This window comes from Brenneria tiliae (genome assembly GCF_023347575.1).
GTDB classification, from domain to species: Bacteria; Pseudomonadota; Gammaproteobacteria; order Enterobacterales; family Enterobacteriaceae; genus Brenneria; species Brenneria corticis.
The window spans coordinates 293916-315835 of record NZ_JAKPCB010000100.1; the positions used below are offsets into that span (position 1 = coordinate 293916).

The 21920-nt window shown below is 56.0% G+C and carries 18 protein-coding genes; 9 read left to right on the plus strand and 9 right to left on the minus strand.

Annotated elements, in window-relative coordinates:
* The first annotated feature begins 27 nt into the window (after positions 1-27).
* Positions 28-423: an 8-oxo-dGTP diphosphatase MutT gene (mutT, locus tag MFP24_RS16545; protein ID WP_249231241.1), complete on the plus strand. Its 396-nt coding sequence runs from the start codon at positions 28-30 to the stop codon at positions 421-423.
* Between the two features lie 64 nt (positions 424-487).
* Here mutT and yacG read toward each other — a convergent pair whose 3' ends face one another.
* Genes yacG through coaE form a run of 3 tightly spaced genes read right to left on the minus strand, consistent with a single transcriptional unit; the run spans position 488 to position 2098 of the window.
* On the minus strand, positions 488-685 hold the full coding sequence (yacG, locus tag MFP24_RS16550; RefSeq protein WP_249231240.1) for a DNA gyrase inhibitor YacG: 198 nt from the start codon (positions 683-685) through the stop codon (positions 488-490).
* Between the two features lie 41 nt (positions 686-726).
* Positions 727-1479, minus strand: a complete 753-nt coding sequence (gene zapD / locus MFP24_RS16555) for a cell division protein ZapD (protein WP_249231238.1) — start codon at positions 1477-1479, stop codon at positions 727-729.
* Positions 1472-2098 (minus strand): dephospho-CoA kinase, encoded by a 627-nt coding sequence (coaE, locus tag MFP24_RS16560; protein WP_249231237.1) that lies wholly within the window; start codon positions 2096-2098, stop codon positions 1472-1474. The genes zapD and coaE overlap by 8 nt, the downstream gene beginning before the upstream one ends.
* A 203-nt stretch (positions 2099-2301) precedes the next feature.
* On the opposite strand from coaE, the gene MFP24_RS16565 reads away from it, so the two are divergent.
* Complete coding sequence (locus tag MFP24_RS16565) at positions 2302-3342, plus strand: GMP reductase (protein ID WP_249231236.1); 1041 nt, start codon at positions 2302-2304, stop codon at positions 3340-3342.
* Between the two features lie 28 nt (positions 3343-3370).
* Here the strand turns inward: MFP24_RS16565 and hofC are convergent, their stop codons facing one another.
* From hofC to ppdD, 3 genes are read right to left on the minus strand one after another with little or no spacing between them, the layout of a single operon-like run.
* Positions 3371-4576, minus strand: a complete 1206-nt coding sequence (hofC, locus tag MFP24_RS16570) for a protein transport protein HofC (RefSeq protein WP_249231235.1) — start codon at positions 4574-4576, stop codon at positions 3371-3373.
* Positions 4573-6027 (minus strand): type II secretion system protein GspE, encoded by a 1455-nt coding sequence (gspE, locus tag MFP24_RS16575; protein WP_249231234.1) that lies wholly within the window; start codon positions 6025-6027, stop codon positions 4573-4575. The genes hofC and gspE overlap by 4 nt, the downstream gene beginning before the upstream one ends.
* Positions 6028-6029: 2 nt before the next feature.
* Positions 6030-6476 carry a prepilin peptidase-dependent pilin gene (gene ppdD / locus MFP24_RS16580; RefSeq protein ID WP_249231233.1) on the minus strand — a complete coding sequence of 149 codons (447 nt, stop codon included), beginning with the start codon at positions 6474-6476 and terminating at the stop codon, positions 6030-6032.
* Between the two features lie 262 nt (positions 6477-6738).
* Here ppdD and MFP24_RS16585 point away from each other — a divergent pair, with 262 nt between their 5' ends.
* Entirely contained in the window at positions 6739-8271 is a 1533-nt protein-coding gene (locus MFP24_RS16585; protein WP_249231232.1) for an FAD-dependent oxidoreductase, read from the plus strand.
* Positions 8272-8685: 414 nt separating this feature from the next.
* Here the strand turns inward: MFP24_RS16585 and nadC are convergent, their stop codons facing one another.
* Positions 8686-9576 carry a carboxylating nicotinate-nucleotide diphosphorylase gene (nadC, locus tag MFP24_RS16590; protein WP_249231464.1) on the minus strand — a complete coding sequence of 297 codons (891 nt, stop codon included), beginning with the start codon at positions 9574-9576 and terminating at the stop codon, positions 8686-8688.
* Positions 9577-9674: 98 nt separating this feature from the next.
* Positions 9675-10538 carry a nucleoside-specific channel-forming protein Tsx gene (locus tag MFP24_RS16595; protein ID WP_249231231.1) on the minus strand — a complete coding sequence of 288 codons (864 nt, stop codon included), beginning with the start codon at positions 10536-10538 and terminating at the stop codon, positions 9675-9677.
* A 423-nt stretch (positions 10539-10961) separates the two neighbouring features.
* Here MFP24_RS16595 and ampD point away from each other — a divergent pair, with 423 nt between their 5' ends.
* A complete protein-coding gene (ampD, locus tag MFP24_RS16600) occupies positions 10962-11537 on the plus strand; it encodes a 1,6-anhydro-N-acetylmuramyl-L-alanine amidase AmpD (RefSeq protein WP_249231230.1) in 576 nt (191 codons plus the stop codon).
* Positions 11534-12388 (plus strand): beta-lactamase regulator AmpE, encoded by an 855-nt coding sequence (ampE, locus tag MFP24_RS16605; protein WP_249231229.1) that lies wholly within the window; start codon positions 11534-11536, stop codon positions 12386-12388. The genes ampD and ampE overlap by 4 nt, the downstream gene beginning before the upstream one ends.
* Before the next feature lie 58 nt (positions 12389-12446).
* On the opposite strand, the gene MFP24_RS16610 is transcribed toward ampE, so the two are convergent.
* Positions 12447-13805 carry an amino acid permease gene (locus MFP24_RS16610; RefSeq protein ID WP_249231228.1) on the minus strand — a complete coding sequence of 453 codons (1359 nt, stop codon included), beginning with the start codon at positions 13803-13805 and terminating at the stop codon, positions 12447-12449.
* A 652-nt stretch (positions 13806-14457) separates the two neighbouring features.
* Here MFP24_RS16610 and pdhR point away from each other — a divergent pair.
* The 4 genes from pdhR (at position 14458) to lpdA (ending at position 21589) form a co-directional block, all read left to right on the plus strand.
* Positions 14458-15222 carry a pyruvate dehydrogenase complex transcriptional repressor PdhR gene (pdhR, locus tag MFP24_RS16615; RefSeq protein ID WP_249231227.1) on the plus strand — a complete coding sequence of 255 codons (765 nt, stop codon included), beginning with the start codon at positions 14458-14460 and terminating at the stop codon, positions 15220-15222.
* Between the two features lie 149 nt (positions 15223-15371).
* Positions 15372-18035 (plus strand): pyruvate dehydrogenase (acetyl-transferring), homodimeric type, encoded by a 2664-nt coding sequence (gene aceE / locus MFP24_RS16620; protein WP_249231226.1) that lies wholly within the window; start codon positions 15372-15374, stop codon positions 18033-18035.
* A gap of 14 nt (positions 18036-18049) precedes the next feature.
* Positions 18050-19951, plus strand: a complete 1902-nt coding sequence (aceF, locus tag MFP24_RS16625; RefSeq protein ID WP_249231225.1) for a pyruvate dehydrogenase complex dihydrolipoyllysine-residue acetyltransferase — start codon at positions 18050-18052, stop codon at positions 19949-19951.
* Between the two features lie 213 nt (positions 19952-20164).
* A complete protein-coding gene (lpdA, locus tag MFP24_RS16630; RefSeq protein ID WP_249231224.1) occupies positions 20165-21589 on the plus strand; it encodes a dihydrolipoyl dehydrogenase in 1425 nt (474 codons plus the stop codon).
* Positions 21590-21920: the final 331 nt, after the last annotated feature.

The following is a 21920-nucleotide window of genomic DNA, read 5'->3' on the forward strand; positions in this document are numbered from 1 at the left end:
ACCGCCTTTTACTTGATGGGACGTATTATGGTGCAAAAACAGTTATCCGTTGCGGTAGGCATTATCCGCAATGCCGAGCAGCGGTTTTTTATTGCTCGTCGGCCGGCCGGCGTTCATATGGCGGGGATGTGGGAGTTTCCCGGCGGTAAAGTGGAAGCGGGCGAAACCCCGGCCCAGGCGTTGATCCGCGAACTGCGTGAAGAAACCGGGATTGAGGCGCAAAATCCGCAGCCGCTGAATACGAAAACTTTCTCTACGCCGGAGCGCGTCATCACGCTGCATTTTTTTCTGGTGGAGAACTGGCTTGGCGAGCCATACGGCCGTGAAGGTCAGGCCTCCCGCTGGCTGAAGGCGGATGAGCTGCTGGAAGATGAGTTTCCGCCAGCGAATGCGGAGATGATCCGCTGGTTGAAAGCCAATTAACGCCGTTCTTAACCGCGAGCGGCCGCCGTTGCCGGCGTGCGTTTGAAAAACGCGGCGCTATTCCTTAGTGCTGCGGTTCGCTCCAGTCTTCGCTGTCGGAAATAATATCATCGCTGGGGATACGCTTTTCCTCGTCGGCCCATTCCCCCAGATCGATAAGCTGGCAGCGCTTGCTGCAAAACGGGCGGTAAACGCTTTTCTCGTTCCAGATAACGGTTTTCTTGCAGGTCGGGCATTTTACGGTGGTTACGTCATTAGTCATGGCTTTTTCCTAACATATTTTCTTAGCTATTCTTTTCTTTCTTAACAACAGGCCAAATCAAACGGCAGCCGAGCGGGAATCTGGCCGTTCTCATTGTCCAGGGACAAGAAGCGGATGGCATAGCGCGTTTTGTGACCGGAAATTTGCGGGTAGAGCTGATAGGCCAGATCGATCCGCAGACGTAATAGATCGGCCTCTGAGGCATTATCCTGAAAGAAGCCGTTCAGGCTAATCTGCGGGCGGAAGGTGGCGGAATGACGGATCAGCTCCAGTATCATATCCAGCGATTTCTTTAACGGCGCCAATGAGTCAAGCCAGCCCGCCACCAGCTGTTCGCGCTGTTCCTGTGGCTGATAAAGCCAGATATGCAGCGTGGGCAAATCGAAGCTGCAACATCCTCCCGGTATGCTGAGCCGCTGACGGACCATGGCGATCAGCCGATCTTCCCGCAGGAGTTGTCCCATCCGCGGGGCGGCCATCAGCACGCCTGACTGCGTTTTCAACTGCTGGCGCAGGGAATGGATCCGCTCCATATCAACACCGGGAACATGGCTCCATTGCAGTAGCTTTTGCTGCTGGCGTTCCAGCTCTTTTAGCAGTTCGGTGCGAACATCCCCGCGCTCCAGCACATCCATCAGGTCGGAGATGGCGCGAAAAAACGTCAGCGCGCTTCCCATATCGGTCAGGGAATGGTTGCGGTGCAACTGCTGTAACAATGATTCGATACGCAACCAGGTGCGTGTTTTCTCGTTTAAAGGATATTCAAATAAAATGGTTGAGGATACGTCACTCATGCTTAGTAATCCTGTCAGCGGCTGAGGCAGCGAGCTCAAGGTAACGACGATGCAACTGCGCAACGCGCGAAGCAAGCTCTCTTTGGCTGCGACTATTATCAATAATATCATCGGCATAGGCCAGACGCTGTTCACGAGTCGCCTGGGCCGCCAGTATGTTTTCTGCTTGTTGACGACCGATCCCGTCTCGGGCCAGGGTGCGTTCAAGCTGAGTATCCCGGTTCACATCGACCACCAGAACACGCTGGGCAAGGCGTTGTAAACCATTCTCTATCAGTAATGGCACAACCCACAAGACATAGGCATCGGTCGATTCCTGAAACCGGGATTGTGTTTCCGCATGAATCAGCGGGTGCAACAGATTATTCAGCCATTGCTTATCCTCCGGGGAGGAAAAGATGCTTTGGCGCAACGCGGCGCGGTTCAACGAGCCGTCGGCGTGCAGGATGTCGGCGCCAAAGCGCAACCTGATGGCGTCCAGCGCCGGTTTCCCCGGTTCAACCACCTGACGGGCGATGATATCCGCGTCGATGATGCTCACCCCGAGTTTGGCGAACTCATCGGCTACCGTACTTTTGCCGCTGCCGATGCCACCGGTTAAGGCTACGATATATGTCATGGCGCCCATTCTCAAGATACTGTCCGCGTTGTCGCCGGTTACATTGGTATAGGTAAATTTATTCGATTCTATCCCAAGTAAAAGTAAATTCGCAGTCTTGTCGCAGGATTATTCCCGCGTATGATAACGTCACTGGAAAGGGCATGAATTACGCCGAACATCACCGTTGCGCCTCGTCGCCACTAACCAGGAATGCAAACCCCATGCGTATTGAAGAAGATTTGAAATTAGGCTTTAAAGACGTTCTTATCCGGCCCAAGCGCTCTACCCTCAAAAGCCGTTCCGACGTTGAACTGGAGCGCCAATTCACTTTTCTCCACGCCGGGTGCGACTGGTCCGGCGTGCCGATTATCGCCGCCAATATGGATACGGTCGGTACCTTCCGCATGGCGGAGACGCTGGCGTCGTTCGATGTATTAACGGCGGTGCATAAACATTATTCGCTGGAGCAATGGACGCGCTTTGTGCAGGATTCATCCGCATCGGTGTTAGGTCACGTGATGGTGTCAAGCGGCACGTCGGCCGCCGATTTCACCAGGCTGCAGCAAATTCTGGCGTTGTCGCCCGAGCTGAAGTTTATTTGTATCGACGTCGCCAATGGTTACTCGGAGCATTTCGTCACCTTTCTGCAAAAAGTGCGTGAGGCCTTTACGGACAAAGTGATTTGCGCGGGCAACGTGGTGACCGGTGAAATGGTCGAAGAGCTGATTCTATCAGGGGCGGATATCGTTAAAGTCGGTATTGGCCCTGGCTCGGTGTGTACCACCCGCGTCAAGACCGGGGTTGGCTATCCCCAGCTTTCCGCGGTGATTGAATGCGCCGATGCCGCCCACGGTCTGGGAGGGCAGATCGTCAGCGACGGCGGCTGTTCCGTGCCGGGCGACGTGGCGAAAGCCTTTGGCGGCGGCGCCGATTTCGTTATGCTGGGCGGCATGCTGGCCGGGCATGATGAGTGTGAGGGCACCATTGTGGAAGAGAATGGCGAAAAAATGATGCTGTTCTATGGCATGAGTTCGGCTTCAGCAATGGAACGCCACGTGGGGGGCGTCGCGGAATACCGCGCCGCCGAAGGTAAAACGGTCAAATTGCCGCTGCGCGGTCCGGTTGATGACACCGTACGCGATATTCTTGGCGGATTGCGTTCCGCCTGCACCTATGTCGGCGCTTCACGCTTGAAGGAGCTGACCAAGCGCACCACGTTTATTCGCGTCGCCGAGCAGGAAAACCGTATTTTCAATAGCTGACTAACGACGTATGCCGGTATTGGCTGGCTCAGGCGCCGGCCAATACGTTGCCCAGCTGGAATATAGGCAGGTACATGCCGATAACCAGGGCGCCGACCATCGCTCCGACAATCAGCATCAGCATCGGCTCCAGCGTTTGCGTCAGCGTTTCCGCCTGTTGGCGGGTTTTTCTCTCATACCACTGCGCCAATTGGGTAAACAGGCTATCCAATGCCCCGGTTTCCTCGCCCACGCGAATAAGCTGCTGACAAGGGGCCGGAAACAGCGCGCCATATTGCCGCGTCGCGTGATGAAGCGTGTTGCCCTGCCGGATCTCCATTTGTATCTGCCGGATTGCCGCCTGATAGACCGGGTGGCGGATGGCGGCGGCGGCATCCAGTCCTGCCGGCAGCGTCAGCCCGGCGTGTTGCGTCATCGCCAGTACGTTAAATATCTGGCTCAGGCAGCTGCCGCGGATCAAATGCGCCAGGAGCGGTAATTTCAACAGCCATGCCTGTTCTTTCTCCCGCCACAAGGGGCAGCGCCGGCGCAGGCTGCAATAGCCCAGTAACGCGCTCAATGCGATGATAAAGCCCGCGAAACCGTAGCGGGCTATCCCGTCCGCCAGATACAGTAACTGCCGGGTAAACCAGGGAAGCGGCGTGTCGAAAGACGCATACAGGTTGGAAAATTCCGGCAGTACCAGCGTCAGCATCAGCAGGCTGACCAGCATGGCGATGATTAATACAAAACAGGGATAACGCAGCGCTTTCACCACCTTCTGGCGCAGGCGATACTGCGCCTCCTGTTGCAGCGCCAGCCGCAGGCAGCACTCATCGAGCTTTCCCGTCAGTTCGCCCACGGCGATCAGCGAACGATAGATTACGGGAAAGATATGCGGATATTCCGCTATGGTTTCAGACAGCGCTTTCCCCTGCGCCACCTGGACGCCGATTTCTCTCAGCACGCAGCGCCAGCCCGGACGTTGATGCTGTTCGGTCACCAGATGCAGAGCTTCCAGCAAAGGGAGCCCCGCCTGCAACAGCGTCGCTATTTGTTTGATAAGCTCGCTGAGCTGCTCGCCTTTCCAATAGCCTGGCGTCAGGTAGCGGCCGCTTTTCAGCGATAAAGGCTGATATCCCTGGCTGATTAAACGCGCGTGGGCCTGTCGTCGACGGGCGCTGATTGTTTCTCCGTGGACCAACGTCCCTTCCGGCGTAATGGCCTGCCAGTGATATAAGCGCTCCAGTCTCATGACGCCGGCTCCTGATGCCATGCGCCCGCGCCGACAATACGGTAAATCTCCGCTATTGACGTCACCCCTTCATGCACCAGTAATAGCCCGGCTTCGAGCAGCGAGGGGGAGCCCGACTGGCATGCGAGCCGCGATAGCTCGCCGCTGCCGGCGTTATTCGCCAGCGCTTGCTGCAGTTGCGGCGTAATCAGCAGCAATTCATAGATGGCGACACGGTCGTAGTAGCCGGACAGACAGTGGCTACAGCCGTTGGCCCGCCAGTTATTCAGCGGACCGCGCCACAGCGCCGCGGGAAAATGAGCGAGCGGGTCGGCCGGCGTTTTGCAGCGGGGGCATAAGCGCCGCACCAGACGCTGGGCAATCACCAGTTTCAGAGCGGCGGCGATTAGGTAGCCCGGTATGCCGAGATGGCTCAGCCGGGTGAGGGTTTCCGGCGCGGAATTGGTATGCAGCGTGGACATCACCAGATGCCCGGTTTGCGCCGCTTTGACGGCGATTTCAGCGGTTTCGGCATCGCGGATTTCGCCGACCATGATTACGTCCGGATCCTGACGCAACAGCGCCCGTAATATGCGGCTGAAATCGAGGTCGGCTTTCGGGTTGATCGCCGTCTGATTGATGCCCGGCAGCGGGATTTCAACGGGATCTTCCACGCTGCAGATGTTGCGACTGACATGGTTCAGCCAACTGATGGCGCTGTACAGGGTGACGGTTTTACCGCTGCCGGTGGGGCCGGTCACCAAAATCATCCCTTGCGGCGCGTTCAGCACCCGCATCAACTGCTTCAGGTCGGCGTCCGCCAGCCCCAGTTTGTCCAGCGCCAACTCCTGCCGGCGGGTTTGCAGAATACGCAGCACCACTTTCTCGCCGTGGTGTACCGGTAAGGTGGCAATGCGTAACGAACAGCTTTGCCGATCCAGCATGATGCTGAACTGTCCGTCCTGCGGCAATCGCCGCTCGGCGATATTCAGCTTGCCCATGATCTTCAGCCGGGCGGTAATGCGCGCGCTCAACCCGCTCGGCGGCGGCGAGGCTTCCTGCAATACGCCGTCAATGCGCAGGCGCACGCGATAGTCGGCCGGCAGGGGTTCAAAGTGAATATCGGAGGCGCGGCGCTGAATGGCCAGGCGCAATATCTGATTGATAAACTGCACCGCCGGGGCGTCTTCGTCGCTGATGTGGCTTTCAGTCTCGGCTTGGTAATCCTCGGAGGTTTCCTTCACCACGGTTTTTTCCGCGCCGGTTTTGAGTTGCTGCTCCATTCTGGCCCGCGGCCACTGTTCCAGCAGAATCTGGCGGTTGCCGGCGAAACGCAGCGCCGCCATCATTTCCGCCGACGCCTCGCCGCTGACGGCGACCGATAAGGTCTGCTCATCCATATTCAGCAGTAAGGCATGGTAGCGATGGCACACCAGCTGTAATTCGCCGGCAAGATGTTGTGCGTCAGCCATGGTTAACCCGCCGTGTCGTCAAAACGGAAAACATCCTGACAGGCGGATTGCAGACTGTCCGCCGTGCTTGCGGCGGCGCAGTTTTTGGTCCAGCGCGCCGTGCCGGTTTCCGTATCCCATACGGGCGTCAGGACGACGCTCAACCCTTGCAGGGTGGATTGTCCGCTTAGGGTAATGACGCCCTGATTAACGCTGACCGCGCTGACGTAGCGTGAAGTTTTACTGCCGGGTATTCCCTGATTTCCCGCGTTGCAGGCGGAAAAGGCCGCATTCTCCAGCCCGCAAAGGTCTACGGCGGTTTTATACGACGCCATCGTTTGCAGCATATCGGTCATGGCCGCCTTTTGCAGGTATCCCTGATAGGCGGGTACGCCAATGGCGCTCAGGATGGCGACAATCGCGATGACGATCATCAACTCAACCAGCGTAAATCCCTGTTGTTTTCCCATGGTGGTTTTCCCTGTTGTGGTGCGTAACGACAAGATAGAAAACGTGGCGGCAACTGGCGACGGGCGGTGATGAAAACCGGAATAAGGCGCGGAGAAGAGTTGCTGATTTGCTGATTATTGAATGGTTTTTGCGAGCGGTTTTGCAATTTCGGTACGGCAATGAAGCGTAAGATTCAGGGCGGAAAGCGATTTTTGCTGACCTTATTTACTTTGCCGCACAGGAAACGGAATGACAGAACTAATCCTTTAATCGGAGGTTCATATGAAAATCTTGCTAGCGAGGAAAATATTACTAACGGCGATTTTTAGTCTGTTCGCTCTAGGCGCCAATGCGCAAACAAAGACCTATGACGTCGATGTCGGCGTTATCGGCGGCGGCGCCGGAGGCGTCACCGCGACGCTGGTCGCCGCGGAAAACAACCTGAGTGTGGTACTGCTGGAAAAGATGGCGTTTTTAGGCGGAGGCGGCAATCATTTTGAAGGCACCTACGCGTCGGAAAGCCCTATGCAGATTGAGGAAAATAATCCTTACTCACCGGAATTCGCCTTCAAACAAATCATGAATTTTCATCATTGGCGCATCGACCCGAAGCTGTTGCGCACCTTTATCAACGCCACCGGCGACAACATCCGTTACATGATGGCGCACGGCGTTGAATTTGAAAAAATACAGACCATGCAGCCTAAAAATGCCAACCGCACGTGGCATGTGCTGAAAAACAACACCGGCGCCACCATGATCAATGCCTTTGTCAGGGATATCAAAAAATACCCCGATGTGACCATATTGAGCAAAACGTCGGGGAAAAAGCTAATCCAGGATGATACCGGCCGGGTAACCGGCATTATCGCCGAAGATACCGCCGGCAATGAAATCATCATCAATGCCAAAGCGGTTATCGTCGCCACCGGCGGCTTTGCCATGAACCGGGAAATGGTGCTGAAATACCTGCGCTTTCCGCTGGAAGGGCAGGGCGCGGCCGGGCGCGTCGGCGATGGGGTCAATATGATGATGGCCGCCGGCGCCGATACCGTCAATATGGAGCTTGGCGCGCAAGCCGGCCCCTGTTTTGACGTGGACGGCAGCTACACCTTTGGCCATGGCGCCAAATATCTCGCCATCGGCGCCCTGGTGCTGCAACCTTTTCTGCACGTCGATATGACCGGCGATAGGTTCTTTGACGAATCACAGCCGCTGGAATTTATGTCCAACGCCATTGAAGCGCGCGGCGGCAAAACCTGGCATATCATCAATCAGCAGGTGCTTGACGAGCTTCAGAATGGCAAAGGGCTGGCCAAAAATCACGGCAATATGCTGGTCAGAGGCGCCAGGCTGGATAATCTGCAAACCATTTTGCAACAGGCCATGGCGGAGCCGGGTCCGGTGGTCGTCAAAGCGAATACGCTGGATGAACTGGCCGTTGCCACCGGCATGGATCCTCGGATATTGGCCGCCAGCCTGGAAAGGAACAACCGCTATGCCCGGCAGGGCTACGACGAGGAGTTTTATAAGGACCGTATCTACTTGAGAAGTATGGAGGAGGGGCCTTATTACGCGGTGAAGACGGTCATCAAGATGTTTGCCACGCTGGGAGGCGCACGCGTTAATGAAAAATTCCAGGTGCTGGATAAACAGCGGCAAATCATCCCCGGCCTTTATGCGATTGGACAGGATGCCGGCGGTCTTTACAGCGATTCCTACGATATGTCGATTGCCGAAGGCACCGCCAGTGCGTTCGCCATCACCGGCGGCAGGCTGGCGCCGCTCGCCATTGCGGAAGAGGTGAAAAAATAGCCATGGTTTTCTTACGGCAAAGCCCCCTGAGCAGGGCTATATCTTAGTCACATATTTACCGATAAAAGGTATATGTAAGCTCAGTGTTATTTCGTGCGCGAAAAAGAAAGGTATTTTTATGCCACGTCGTAGCACGCGCCCGACTCAGGGCGCTCAGTCGCCGCAGCCCTGAGAACCCTGGCTTCCGGCTGAAATTATGCCGCTGACGCGGTTCCCTCGGCGCCCATGACCGCTATTCGAGCCACCAGTGACGCGTTCCCGACGCGGCACTGGTTTTCGCAGCATCCCTGCTGCTCACTCGGCGGTCAAGTTCACCTCAGCATAATTTCTTACGCCGGGTAAAGGCAAAACCCGTCATGCGTCCCTGCATTTGTGTATAAGACGCAGTGCGCAGGGGGCTTTAACAAAACGGGGTCAGATAAAGCGCATCGATAAATCCAGCGCGCGGACGTGCTTGGTCAGTGCGCCGACGGAAATATAGTCCACCCCGGTTTCCGCATAGTCGCGCAGCGTCTCGATCGTTACGTTGCCGGAGATTTCCAGCAGGGCGCGGCCCTGGGTGATGTTCACCGCCTCGCGGATGGTTTCCAGACTGAAGTTGTCCAGCATGATGATATCCGCACCGGCGTCCAGCGCCTGTCGCAGCTCATCAAGCGATTCCACCTCCACTTCCACCGGCACGTCGCGGCGCAGTAAAAAGGCGTTCTCCACCGCCTGCCTGATGGAGCCGGCCGCGATGATATGGTTTTCCTTGATCAGGAAGGCATCGGACAGGCCGAGCCGGTGGTTATTGCCGCCGCCGCACATCACCGCATATTTCAGCGCGGTGCGCAGCCCCGGAATGGTTTTTCGGGTATCCAGCAACCGGGTGCCGGTGCCTTGCAGCACCGAGACGTAACGGCTGACTTCGCTGGCCACGCCGCACAGCGTTTGCAGGAAATTCAGCGCGGTACGTTCCCCGGTCAGCAGCTGTTTGGCCGGGCCGGCGATATCGCACAGGGTTTGGCCGGGCGTGATGGCGTCGCCATCGGCAACGCGCCAGGTAATGGACGTCGCGCCGCCGAGCTGGGCAAAAACCTCCTCAAGCCAGCGTTTGCCGCAGAAGATGCCCGCCTCGCGGGTGATAATACGGGCTGAGGCCTGGGCATCCTGGGCTAACAGACGGGCGGTAATATCCTGAGAGGCATCCACCGCGCCGCCCAAATCTTCACTTAACGCCAGCCGGACGCTGGCGGGAATATCCTGCGCAATACGATTGAGCAGCTCGGTCTGGCGTTGTTCCTGACTGTAGCGACGCGTTGTCATCACAAAAAGCTCCGAAAGGGGATTCGGGGCTCTATGCTACCCTGTTTGAACGACGACATCCACAACGACTAGTTGTTATAATTCAAGGTGTTAAATTGTTAAAAACTGTAGCCCACCACCAAATAATAACCCCAGCCGGTTGATTTCACTTCAAATGGCCCCTGGCCGAAGTTCAGCTCGGCGCCGTCCGCCCACTGTCCGCCGTTGTGGAAATAACGGGCGACGACGGCGTAGTGCCAGTGGTCGTAGCCCAGCGACAGAATATGGCTGGAGGCGATGGAGTTGCCGGTGCGCGACCGGCCGTCCTTATTGCGCAGGTCCGAGCCGAAGTCAACGTTGGTGAAACCGATATAGGCGACGTTGCCGCCCCACAGCGCCCCTAGCGGATAGGAGTATTTCACCTTGAAACGGTAGCCGTCCCATTCGTTTTCATTGCCGGCGCCATAGTTCTTCCACTGGTATTTGGCATAGATATTGGTGGAAAGCGATAAATCGGTGCCGGTATCGATATCGTTGCCCAATCCCACGTACCAGGTGCTTTGCCGCGAATCGCTGCTGCGCCCGTGGTCGTAAATGATATTGTTGGCGACATACCACTCTTTAAACGGACCGACCCCAAGGTCGACGCCCGTCAGCTTATCGATGGAAAAGCGCGGTTCAATTTCCACGAACAGCGGCGAGCCATCGTCCCAGGCGCCGCGGTCGTTCGAGTTTCCCACGCCGAAGAACTTCGGCACGTCGACATAGCCGTAAAAATCGAACCAGTCTTTGCGGGCGAACGCCTCGTATTCCAGATAGACATCGTTATTCAGCTGAGGTCCGAAGCGGGTGTGATAACTCCCCACCACGTTGACGCTCTGATGCCACCAGTCGGAAAGATATTCCGGTTTATTCTCGTCGGCGAGAGCCGGCACGCTGTAGGACAAGGCGACCAAAGCGCCTGCGGCGAAAGCTTTTTTCATATTCATTTCCGTATAGTTGGCAAAGCGCGTTGTGAAGCCGGGTATTGTGAAATAAGTTTTTGTAATACCTGCAAAAAATCGCTGGCTATTTCACGTCGCCATTTTAAATAAAAATTGAAACAGTGCACGTTAGTTAACTCACATATTCATCAGATTTCATAAAAAATGTGATGTGCATCACTATTTTCCAGCGTCCGGAAGAGGCGTAACGCGGATCGCCTTTGCAGCGATTACCCTGTTTAAAGGCGATTTATGGCGGCGTGACAACGCGCGGGGAAACAATAAAACCTTTTTGTATCCAGCCGGTTAGGTATGGTGTTGAGAAATATGGTACTCTGTCGGCAGGCGCATTCCGGTTAAAAACCGTTCCCATTAGCGCGCCAGATTCAGCCCGGCAAACGACATGATGCGAGGTTATCGCCGATGCTTTTGGAAAATGGCTGGTTATCCGAGATAAAACATATTCCTTCCCCCCATTGCGATAGTCGCCCGGACGACGAAGCCCCTTCTCTGCTGGTGATCCATAATATCAGTTTACCGCCGGGGGAATTTGGCGGCCCTTATATCAATCAACTGTTTACCGCGACGCTGGATGCCGACGCCCATCCCTATTTCGCCGCTATCCGCCATTTACGGGTTTCCGCGCACTGCCTTATTCGCCGGGACGGGGAAATTATTCAATATGTCTCTTTTAACCAGCGAGCCTGGCATGCCGGCGTTTCTCAATATGAAGGTCGTGAACGGTGTAACGATTTTTCCATCGGCATCGAGCTGGAAGGGACGGATACGCTACCTTTTACTACAGAACAATATTATCAGCTGGCGGCGGTAACCCGGCTGCTGCTCAGCGCTTACCCCGTTACGCCGTCGCGCATTACCGGACACAGTAATATCGCACCGGGCCGTAAAACCGATCCTGGCCCGGCCTTTGATTGGGATTTATATCACCGCCTGATACAGGAAGGCCGGATAGATAATGACGGGAGCATAAACCGATGACGCTGTTTACATTGTTGCTGGTATTGGCGTGGGAGCGTCTGTTCAAACAGGGTGAGCACTGGCAGCTGGATCACCGTCTTGAAGCGGTGTTTCGCCACCTGCCGCCCCCTTCCTTACTGCAAACCCTGTTTCTGACATTGTGCTGCGTGGGGGGGGTATCGCTCTTGCTATGGCTGGCGGACGGCATCCTGTTCGGGCTGATTCTGCTGCTGCTGTGGATCGCCATCAGCCTGATGTGCATCGGGGCGGGGGAGGTGCGGCAGCACTATCGGCGATATCTACAGTCGGCCCGGCGCGGTGAAGTGGGCGCCAGTCAGGAAATGGCGGCGGAGCTGGCTTTGATTCAGGGCTTGCCCGTCGGGGTGGGAGAAAAGGAGCGTTTGCAGGAACTACAGAACGCCTTGCTGTGGATTAATTTCCGCTTTTATTTGGCTCCGCTGTTCTGGTTTATCGTCGCGGGCCCTTATGGTCCCGCCGCCATGGCCGGCTATGCGTTTTTACGCGCCCGGCAGACGTGGCTGGCGCGCCACCATACGCCGCTGGCTCGCGCGCAGTCAGGGGTTGACTCGCTGCTGCATTGGCTTGACTGGATCCCGGTGCGTCTGGCCGGTGTGACTTACGCTCTGCTGGGGCATGGCGAGAAGGCGCTGCCGGCCTGGTTCGCTTCTCTGGGGGATTTCCGTAACTCGCAATATTGGGTTTTGACTCAGTTGGCGCAATTTTCGCTGACGCGTGAGCCGCATATCGACCCGGTCGAAACGCCAAAGGCGGCGGTGGCGCTGGCGAAAAAAGTGACGCGGATACTGGTGGTGGTGGTGGCTTTACTGACGATTTACGGCGCGCTGGTATAGGGCCAAGAGGAAGAAAAATGGCCGAATATATCGGCCATTTTTTCGCGTATCAGGCTAATTACCGGGGCTGATTTTTCTTCCTGAGAGCGTAGCCGATACCCAGAATAACCACCCATACCGGGATTAGCAGCACGGAGATGCGAATGCCCGGCGTCAGGTACATCACCACCAGAATACCCGCCAGGAACAGCAGACAGATATAGTTGCCCAGCGGATAAAGCAGCGCCTTGAACTTGGTTACCGTTCCTTCGCTGTCTTTTTTCGCCCGGAACTTCAGGTGGGCGAGGCTGATCATCGCCCAGTTGATCACCAGCGCGGAAACCACCAGCGCCATCAGCAATTCAAAGGCTTTGCCGGGAATCAGGTAGTTGATCAGTACGCAGAACGCCGTGGCTAAGGCGGAAACCCCAATCGCCACCACGGGTACGCCGCGAGCGTCAACCGTTTGCAGCACTTTAGGGCCGTTGCCTTGTTTCGACAGGCCGTACAGCATACGGCTATTGCAATAAACGCAGCTGTTGTACACCGAGAGCGCGGCGGTCAGCACCACGATATTCAGTACGGTCGCCACCACGTTGCTGTTCAGTTCATGAAAGATCATCACAAACGGACTGCCGCCTTCCACCACTTTGCCCCACGGGTAAAGGGACAGCAGAATGGTCAGGGAGCCGATATAAAAGATCAGGATACGGTAGATAACCTGATTGGTGGCGCGGGGAATGCTCTTTTCCGGGTCATCCGCTTCCGCCGCGGTGATGCCGACCAGCTCCAGTCCGCCGAACGAGAACATGATCACCGCCATCGCCATCACCAATCCGCTGGTGCCGTTGGGGAAGAATCCGCCCTGCGCCCACAGGTTGGTGACGGTCGCTTCCGGGCCGCCGGTGCCGCTGAGCAACAGCCAGCCGCCAAACAGGATCATGCCGATGATGGCCGCCACTTTTATGATGGCGAACCAAAATTCCATTTCGCCGTAAATTTTGACGTTCGCCAGATTAATGGCGTTAATCACCAGGAAGAACACGGCGGCGGAAACCCAGGTGGGGATATCAGGCCACCAATACTGGACGTAAATCCCTACGGCGCTCAGTTCCGCCATGGCGACCAGCACATACAGTACCCAGTAGTTCCAGCCGGAGGCGAAGCCGGCGAAGTTGCCCCAATATTTGTAAGCAAAATGGCTGAAAGAACCCGCTACCGGCTCCTCTACCACCATCTCCCCCAGCTGTCGCATGATAAGGAAAGCTATCAGCCCGCCAATCGCATACCCCAAAATAACCGAGGGTCCGGCCATTCTGATTGTTTGAGCGATGCCGAGAAAAAGGCCGGTTCCCACCGCGCCGCCCAGGGCAATCAACTGGATATGACGGTTTTTCAAGCCACGCTTTAGCGCTCCGTCCTGTTGTTGACCATCCATCAAATTTAATCCTCTGCCTTGGTGAGTAATAAAGGCCGATGCGCTGCGCTCGGCCCTATCAACTCTTTTACGTTGGTGTAATTTTATTTTTACGATGAGATGTATACGGATATTGCTCAGCATCTACCGTTGGTCAGAGAATAGTGGCAAGCAAACAAGATTGCACTGATTTCTTCTGCTCTATAGACAAAAATTATAGTGACATCAATGTCTCACCGTTAAATTATCCTTTTCCTCGCCGGCTGGCTATTTTGTCCCCGTTTCAGCGATCGCCTTTTTCTTACCATAGAATAGAGTAGCCCGATTTCCTGGCTGAATTAGCGCGGGAAATCGCGTTGACGCGAGAGTGTAAATGAATAAAAAGGTGTTTATTTTGAATTTTAATTCACTTATTCGCTGTTTAAACGGTTCAGCAACGCCTTCTTTACGTTTCATAAAAGTTAAAATACAAACCGGGGTCGGAAAGGGGAATAGCGCAGGCGCGCTATCACTTTGCCGCATATCCTTGGTGCATTTGTTAAAATATGAGGAGATTGGTGATTTAGCCCCGTGTCCTTATGGACAGAAGGTGAATATTTTGTTACTTTAGCGTCACGTTTTTGAAATTGGTAATACCAATTGACTCCGCGCCATTCGCAGAGATGAATCCACCATGGCATACAGCAAGATCCGTCAGCCCAAACTGTCAGATGTGATTGAGCAGCAACTGGAGTTTTTGATCCTTGAGGGAACCTTGCGCCCCGGCGAAAAACTGCCCCCGGAGCGCGAACTGGCCAAACAGTTCGATGTCTCCCGCCCTTCTCTGAGAGAAGCCATTCAACGCCTGGAAGCCAAAGGATTGCTTTTGCGCCGTCAGGGTGGCGGCACTTTCGTTCAGGCCAATCTATGGCAAAGCGTTAGCGACCCGCTGACGGAATTACTGAGCAACCATCCCGAATCACAGTTTGATTTGCTGGAAACCCGCCACGCGCTGGAAGGCATCGCCGCCTACTATGCCGCTCTGCGCGGGACCGAGTCGGATTTGCAGCGTATCCGGGATTGTCATGACGTCATTCAGCAGGCCAGGGACGCGGGCGATTTGGCGGCGGAGTCGGAAGCGGTGATGCAGTATCAGGTGGCCGTAACGGAAGCGACCCATAATGTGGTGCTGTTGCACCTGCTGCGCTGTATGGGGCCGATGCTTGAACAGAACGTAAGACAGAATTTTGAATTGCTTTATCTAAGCCGGGAAGTGCTGGCGCAGGTGAGCATTCATCGCGCCAGTATTTTTGCGGCGATTGTTGCCCGCGAGCCTGAAAAGGCGCGCGAAGCATCACATCGCCATCTGGCGTTTATTGAGGAAGTATTGCTGGATCTTAACCGGGAAAATAGCCGACGAGAAAGGTCATTGCGCCGGCTCCAGCAACGCAGGGATTGAGCGTCCTATTTTGTATTTTGGGGCTCTGAATTGCGGCGACTACGATGATGAGCCTGTCTTCATGTGCTTTACCCGGATCCAACGGCGGGACAGAGCACAGGAAGACAGGCTCCAACAAACCAACTTATTAGAGAAGATAAGGAATAACCATGTCAGATCGTTTAAATAATGACGTGGATCCGATCGAAACCCGCGACTGGCTGCAGGCGATCGAATCGGTCATCCGTGAAGAGGGTGTTGAGCGCGCTCAGTTCCTGATTGATCAGGTCTTGGGCGAAGCGCGTAAAGGCGGGGTGAGCGTTGCCGCCGGCAGCGCCGCGCGTCAATACGTCAACACCATCGCAGTGGAAGACGAGCCGGAATATCCGGGTAATCTGGATCTGGAAGGTCGTATTCGCTCCGCCATTCGCTGGAACGCGGTAATGACGGTGCTGCGCGCTTCGAAAAAAGATCTGGACCTGGGCGGCCATATGGCCTCTTTCCAGTCTTCCGCCACCTTCTACGAAGTGTGTTTCAACCACTTCTTCCGCGCGCGTAATGCGCAGGACGGCGGCGATCTGGTGTACTTCCAGGGGCACATTTCTCCCGGCATTTATGCCCGTGCTTTCCTTGAGGGCCGTCTGACCGAAGAGCAGATGAACAACTTCCGTCAGGAAGTGCATGGCAAGGGCCTCTCTTCTTACCCGCATCCCAAACTGATGCCGGAATTCTGGCAGTTCCCCACCGTCTCCATGGGTCTGGGTCCGATTGGCGCCATCTATCAGGCTAAGTTCCTGAAATACCTTGAGCACCGCGGCCTGAAAGACACCTCTAAGCAAACCGTTTACGCCTTCCTGGGCGACGGCGAAATGGACGAGCCGGAATCCAAGGGCGCGATCACCATCGCCACCCGTGAAAAACTGGACAACCTGGTTTTCGTCATCAACTGTAACCTGCAGCGCCTGGATGGGCCGGTTACCGGCAACGGCAAGATCATCAACGAACTGGAAGGCATCTTCGCAGGCGCCGGCTGGGAAGTGATCAAGGTTATCTGGGGCGGACGCTGGGACGAACTGCTGCGTAAAGACACCAGCGGCAAACTGGTCCAACTGATGAATGAAACCGTCGACGGCGACTATCAGACCTTTAAATCCAAAAACGGCGCCTATGTGCGCGAGCACTTCTTCGGTAAATACCCGGAAACCGCCGCGCTGGTCAAAGACTGGACCGACGATCAGATTTGGGCGCTGAACCGCGGCGGCCATGACTCGAAGAAAGTCTATGCCGCGCTGAAAAAAGCCCAGGAAACCAAAGGCAAACCGGTGGTTATTCTGGCGCATACCATTAAAGGCTATGGTATGGGTGAGGCGGCGGAAGGTAAAAACATCGCCCACCAGGTCAAGAAAATCAATATCGAAGGCGTGCGTTACTTCCGCGATCGTTTCAATGTGCCGGTCAGCGACGACAACGTCGAAAAACTGCCGTACATCACCTTCGACAAAGACTCCGCGGAATACAAATACCTGCATGAACGCCGTCAGGCGCTGGAAGGCTACCTGCCGTCCCGTCAGCCGAAATTCAGCGAAACGCTGGAGCTGCCGACGCTGGAGGATTTCAACACCCTGCTGGAAGAGCAGAACAAAGAGATCTCCACCACCATCGCTTTCGTGCGCGCCCTGAACGTGATGCTGAAGAACAAGTCGATCAAGGATCGCCTGGTGCCGATCATCGCCGACGAAGCGCGTACCTTCGGTATGGAAGGTCTGTTCCGTCAGATCGGTATCTACAGCCCGAACGGCCAGCAGTACACCCCGCAGGACCGTGAGCAGGTCGCCTACTATAAAGAAGACGAGAAAGGCCAGATCCTGCAGGAAGGGATTAACGAACTGGGGGCCGGCTCATCCTGGCTGGCGGCGGCGACCTCCTACAGCACCAACGATCTGCCGATGATCCCGTTCTACATCTACTACTCGATGTTCGGTTTCCAACGCATCGGCGATCTGTGCTGGGCGGCCGGCGACCAACAGGCGCGCGGCTTCCTGATCGGCGGCACCTCCGGGCGCACCACGCTGAACGGCGAAGGTTTGCAGCATGAAGACGGCCACAGCCATATTCAGTCGCTGACCATCCCGAACTGTATTTCCTACGATCCGGCCTATGCTTACGAAGTGGCCGTCATCATGCATGACGGTTTGCACCGCATGTACGGCGAAGCGCAGGAAAATATTTACTACTACATCACCACGCTGAACGAAAACTACCATATGCCGGCCATGCCGCAGGGTGCGGAAGAGGGTATTCGCAAGGGTATCTACAAGCTGGAAGAGGTTGAGGGCAGCAAAGGCAAAGTGCAGCTGCTGGGCTCCGGCTCCATCCTGCGTCACGTGCGTGAAGCGGCGCAGATTCTGGCGAAAGACTACGGCATCGGTTCCGACGTGTTCAGCGTGACCTCCTTCACCGAACTGGCGCGCGACGGCCAGGACTGTGAACGCTGGAATATGCTGCACCCGACCGAAGAACCGCGCGTTCCCTATGTGGCTCAGGTATTGAGCGATGCGCCGGCCGTAGCCTCAACCGACTACATGAAGCTGTTCGCCGAGCAAATCCGCAACTTCATTCCGGCCAGCGATTATCGCGTACTGGGTACTGACGGTTTCGGACGTTCCGACAGCCGTGAGAATCTGCGCCACCACTTTGAAGTGGATGCGTCTTACGTCGTGGTTGCGGCTCTGGGTGAACTGGCCAAACGCGGTGAAATCGACAAGAAAGTGGTTGCCGAGGCGATCGCCAAATTCGAGATCGATGCAGATAAAGTCAACCCGCGTCTGGCATAAGAGGTAAAGATTACATGGCTATCGAAATCAAGGTACCGGATATCGGTGCAGATGAAGTTGAAGTCACCGAAGTGCTGGTGAAGGTGGGCGACAAGGTGGAAGCCGAGCAGTCGCTGATAACCGTGGAGGGCGATAAGGCCTCGATGGAAGTGCCTTCCCCGCAGGCCGGTGTGGTTAAAGAGATCAAGGTTGCGGTCGGCGATAAAGTCGAAACCGGCAAACTGATTATGATTTTCGATTCCGCCGACGGCGCGGCCGATGCCGCGCCCGCCAAGGCCGAAGAGAAGAAAGAAGAAGCCAAACCGGCGGCCGCGCCGGCAGCCAGCGCCAGCAAAGAGGTTGCGGTGCCGGATATCGGCGATGACGAAGTCGAAGTCACCGAAGTGCTGGTGAAAGTGGGCGACAAGGTGGAAGCCGAGCAGTCGCTGATCACCGTGGAAGGCGACAAGGCCTCCATGGAAGTGCCGGCGCCGTTCGCCGGCACCGTCAAAGAGATCAAAATCAACACCGGCGACAAAGTGAAAACCGGCTCGCCGATTATGGTGTTTGAGGTGGCGGGCGCGGGTGATGCCGCACCGGCCGCGGCGTCAGAGGAAAGCAAAGCGGAAGCCGCTCCGGCCGCCAGCGGGGCGCCTGCCGCGAAAGACGTTAGCGTGCCGGACATCGGCGATGACGAAGTCGAAGTCACCGAGGTGCTGGTGAAGGTGGGCGACAAGGTGGAAGCCGAGCAGTCGCTGATCACCGTGGAAGGCGACAAGGCTTCCATGGAAGTACCGGCGCCGTTCGCCGGCACCGTCAAAGAGATTAAAATCAACACCGGCGATAAAGTGAAAACCGGTTCGCCGATTATGGTGTTTGAAGTAGCGGGCGCCGCGCCTGCCGCCGCCCCAGCGGCCAAACAGGAAGCGGCTCCGGCTAAGCAAGAAGCCAAAGCCGCCGCGCCGGCGCCGGCGGCGAAAGCTGACGGCAAGGGCGAATTCGCCGAGAACGACGCTTACGTTCACGCCACGCCGGTTATCCGCCGTCTGGCCCGTGAATTCGGCGTTAATCTGGCGAAGGTGAAAGGCACCGGCCGTAAAGGCCGTATCCTGCGCGAAGACGTTCAGGCCTATGTGAAAGAGGCGGTCAAACGCGCCGAGTCCGCTCCGGCCGCCGCCAGCGGCGGTAGCCTGCCGGGTCTGTTGCCCTGGCCGAAAGTGGATTTCAGCAAGTTCGGCGAAGTTGAAGAAGTGGAGCTGGGCCGCATTCAGAAAATCTCCGGCGCCAACCTGAGCCGTAACTGGGTGGTCATCCCGCACGTTACGCACTTCGACAAAACGGATATCACCGAGCTGGAAGCGTTCCGTAAACAGCAGAACGCGGAAGCGGAGAAACGTAAACTGGATGTGAAAATTACCCCGGTGGTTTTCATCATGAAAGCCGTTGCCGCCGCTCTTGAGCAACTGCCGCGTTTCAACAGTTCGCTGTCCGAAGACGCCCAGCGTCTGACGCTGAAAAAATATATCAATATCGGCGTGGCGGTCGATACGCCGAACGGTCTGGTGGTTCCGGTGTTCAAAGATGTGAACAAGAAAGGCATCATCGAGCTGTCTCGCGAACTGGCGGCTATCTCCAAGAAAGCCCGCGACGGTAAGCTGACCGCCGGTGAAATGCAGGGGGGATGTTTCACCATCTCCAGCATCGGCGGCCTGGGCACGACGCATTTCGCGCCGATTGTCAACGCGCCGGAAGTGGCTATCCTGGGCGTGTCCAAGTCCGCGATAGAACCGGTCTGGAACGGCAAAGAGTTTACGCCGCGTCTGATGCTGCCGATATCTCTGTCCTTCGACCACCGTGTCATTGACGGTGCTGATGGTGCGCGCTTTATTACCATCATCAACAACACGTTGTCTGACATCCGCCGTCTGGTGATGTAATCGAAAAGCCGGCCTGACGGCCGGCTTTTTCTGATAAGCTGTTATTTGCTACGGCTATCAGTGATTAAGGACAAATCGTTAGTCGCATGTTGTTTCAAAGTTGTTAACAATTTTGTAAGCTACCGCGGCAAAGACACGTCCCGGTGGAAGAGGGCGTTAAGACTCGATAACAATAACGTCACAGGCCCGCCGGAAATTAATTAAGAGGTCATGATGAGTACTGAAATTAAAGCTCAGGTGGTGGTACTTGGTGCCGGCCCCGCAGGCTATTCCGCGGCATTCCGCGCTGCGGACCTAGGCCTGGAAACCGTACTGGTGGAGCGCTACGCCACGCTGGGCGGTGTGTGTCTGAACGTCGGCTGTATCCCTTCCAAAGCCTTGTTGCACGTCGCCAAAGTGATTGAAGAAGCCAAGGCGCTGGCGGAGCACGGCATTGTGTTCGGCGAACCCAAAACCGATATTGATAAAATCCGCCTGTGGAAAGAAAAAGTCATCACCCAGCTGACCGGCGGCCTGTCCGGCATGGCGAAGGCGCGCAAGGTGAAAGTGGTTAACGGCCTGGGCAAATTCACCGGTGCCAACACGCTGGAAGTGGACGGCGAAAACGGCAAAACGACGATCAATTTCGACAACGCCATTATCGCGGCGGGCTCCCGTCCGATCCAACTGCCGTTTATTCCCCATGATGACCCGCGCGTATGGGATTCCACCGATGCGCTGGAGCTGAAAAACGTTCCGGAACGCCTGTTGATTATGGGCGGCGGCATTATCGGCCTGGAAATGGGCACCGTGTACCATGCGCTGGGTTCGCAGATCGACGTGGTGGAAATGTTCGATCAGGTGATCCCCGCCGCGGATAAAGACATCGTCAAAGTGTTTACCAAGCGTATCAGCAAGCAGTTTACGCTGATGCTGGAAACCAAAGTGACCGCGGTGGAAGCCAAAGAAGACGGCATCTACGTGACGATGGAAGGCAAGAAAGCGCCCGCCGAACCGCAGCGTTATGACGCGGTGCTGGTGGCCATCGGCCGCGTGCCGAACGGTAAAAACCTGGATGCGGGCAAAGCGGGCGTAGAAGTTGACGATCGCGGCTTTATCCGCGTGGATAAGCAGCTGCGCACCAACGTGCCGCACATCTATGCCATCGGCGACATCGTCGGTCAGCCGATGCTGGCGCACAAAGGGGTGCATGAAGGCCACGTCGCCGCGGAAGTTATCGCCGGCAAGAAACACTACTTCGACCCGAAAGTGATCCCGTCCATTGCCTATACCGAGCCGGAAGTGGCCTGGGTCGGGCTGACCGAGAAAGAAGCGAAAGAGAAAGGCATCAGCTACGAAACGGCTACCTTCCCGTGGGCGGCATCGGGCCGTGCTATCGCTTCCGATTGTTCAGACGGTATGACCAAACTGATTTTCGACAAAGAGACCCATCGCGTTATCGGCGGGGCGATTGTCGGCACCAACGGCGGCGAGCTGTTGGGTGAAATCGGTCTGGCGATTGAGATGGGTTGCGATGCGGAAGATATCGCGCTGACCATCCATGCGCACCCGACGCTGCATGAGTCCGTCGGTCTGGCGGCCGAGATTTATGAAGGCAGCATCACCGACCTGCCGAATCCGAAAGCCAAGAAAAAGTAATCGCGTCTATCGCATGGTGAAAAATAAAAATCCGGCATAATCTGCCGGATTTTGAGTTTATGACCCCCTCCCGGCCTCTTCCTTGTCAGCTGTCTCTTATACACAAATGCGGGAGCGCTGACGGAGGTGGCTGTTACGCGGCGTAAAAAATTATGCTGAGGAGATAGCAGGCTTAGGATGAGCCGCATGGACGCGGCGAAAGCTTGCGCCACGTCGGGAACGTGTCGCAAGCGGTTTTTTTTAGCCGGTTGCGAGGAATGTGGCGTCGGCCCGGGTATTTGTCGCCCAGCGTTTTACAATTTCGTCTCAAAGAAAAACAACGCCTTATCTT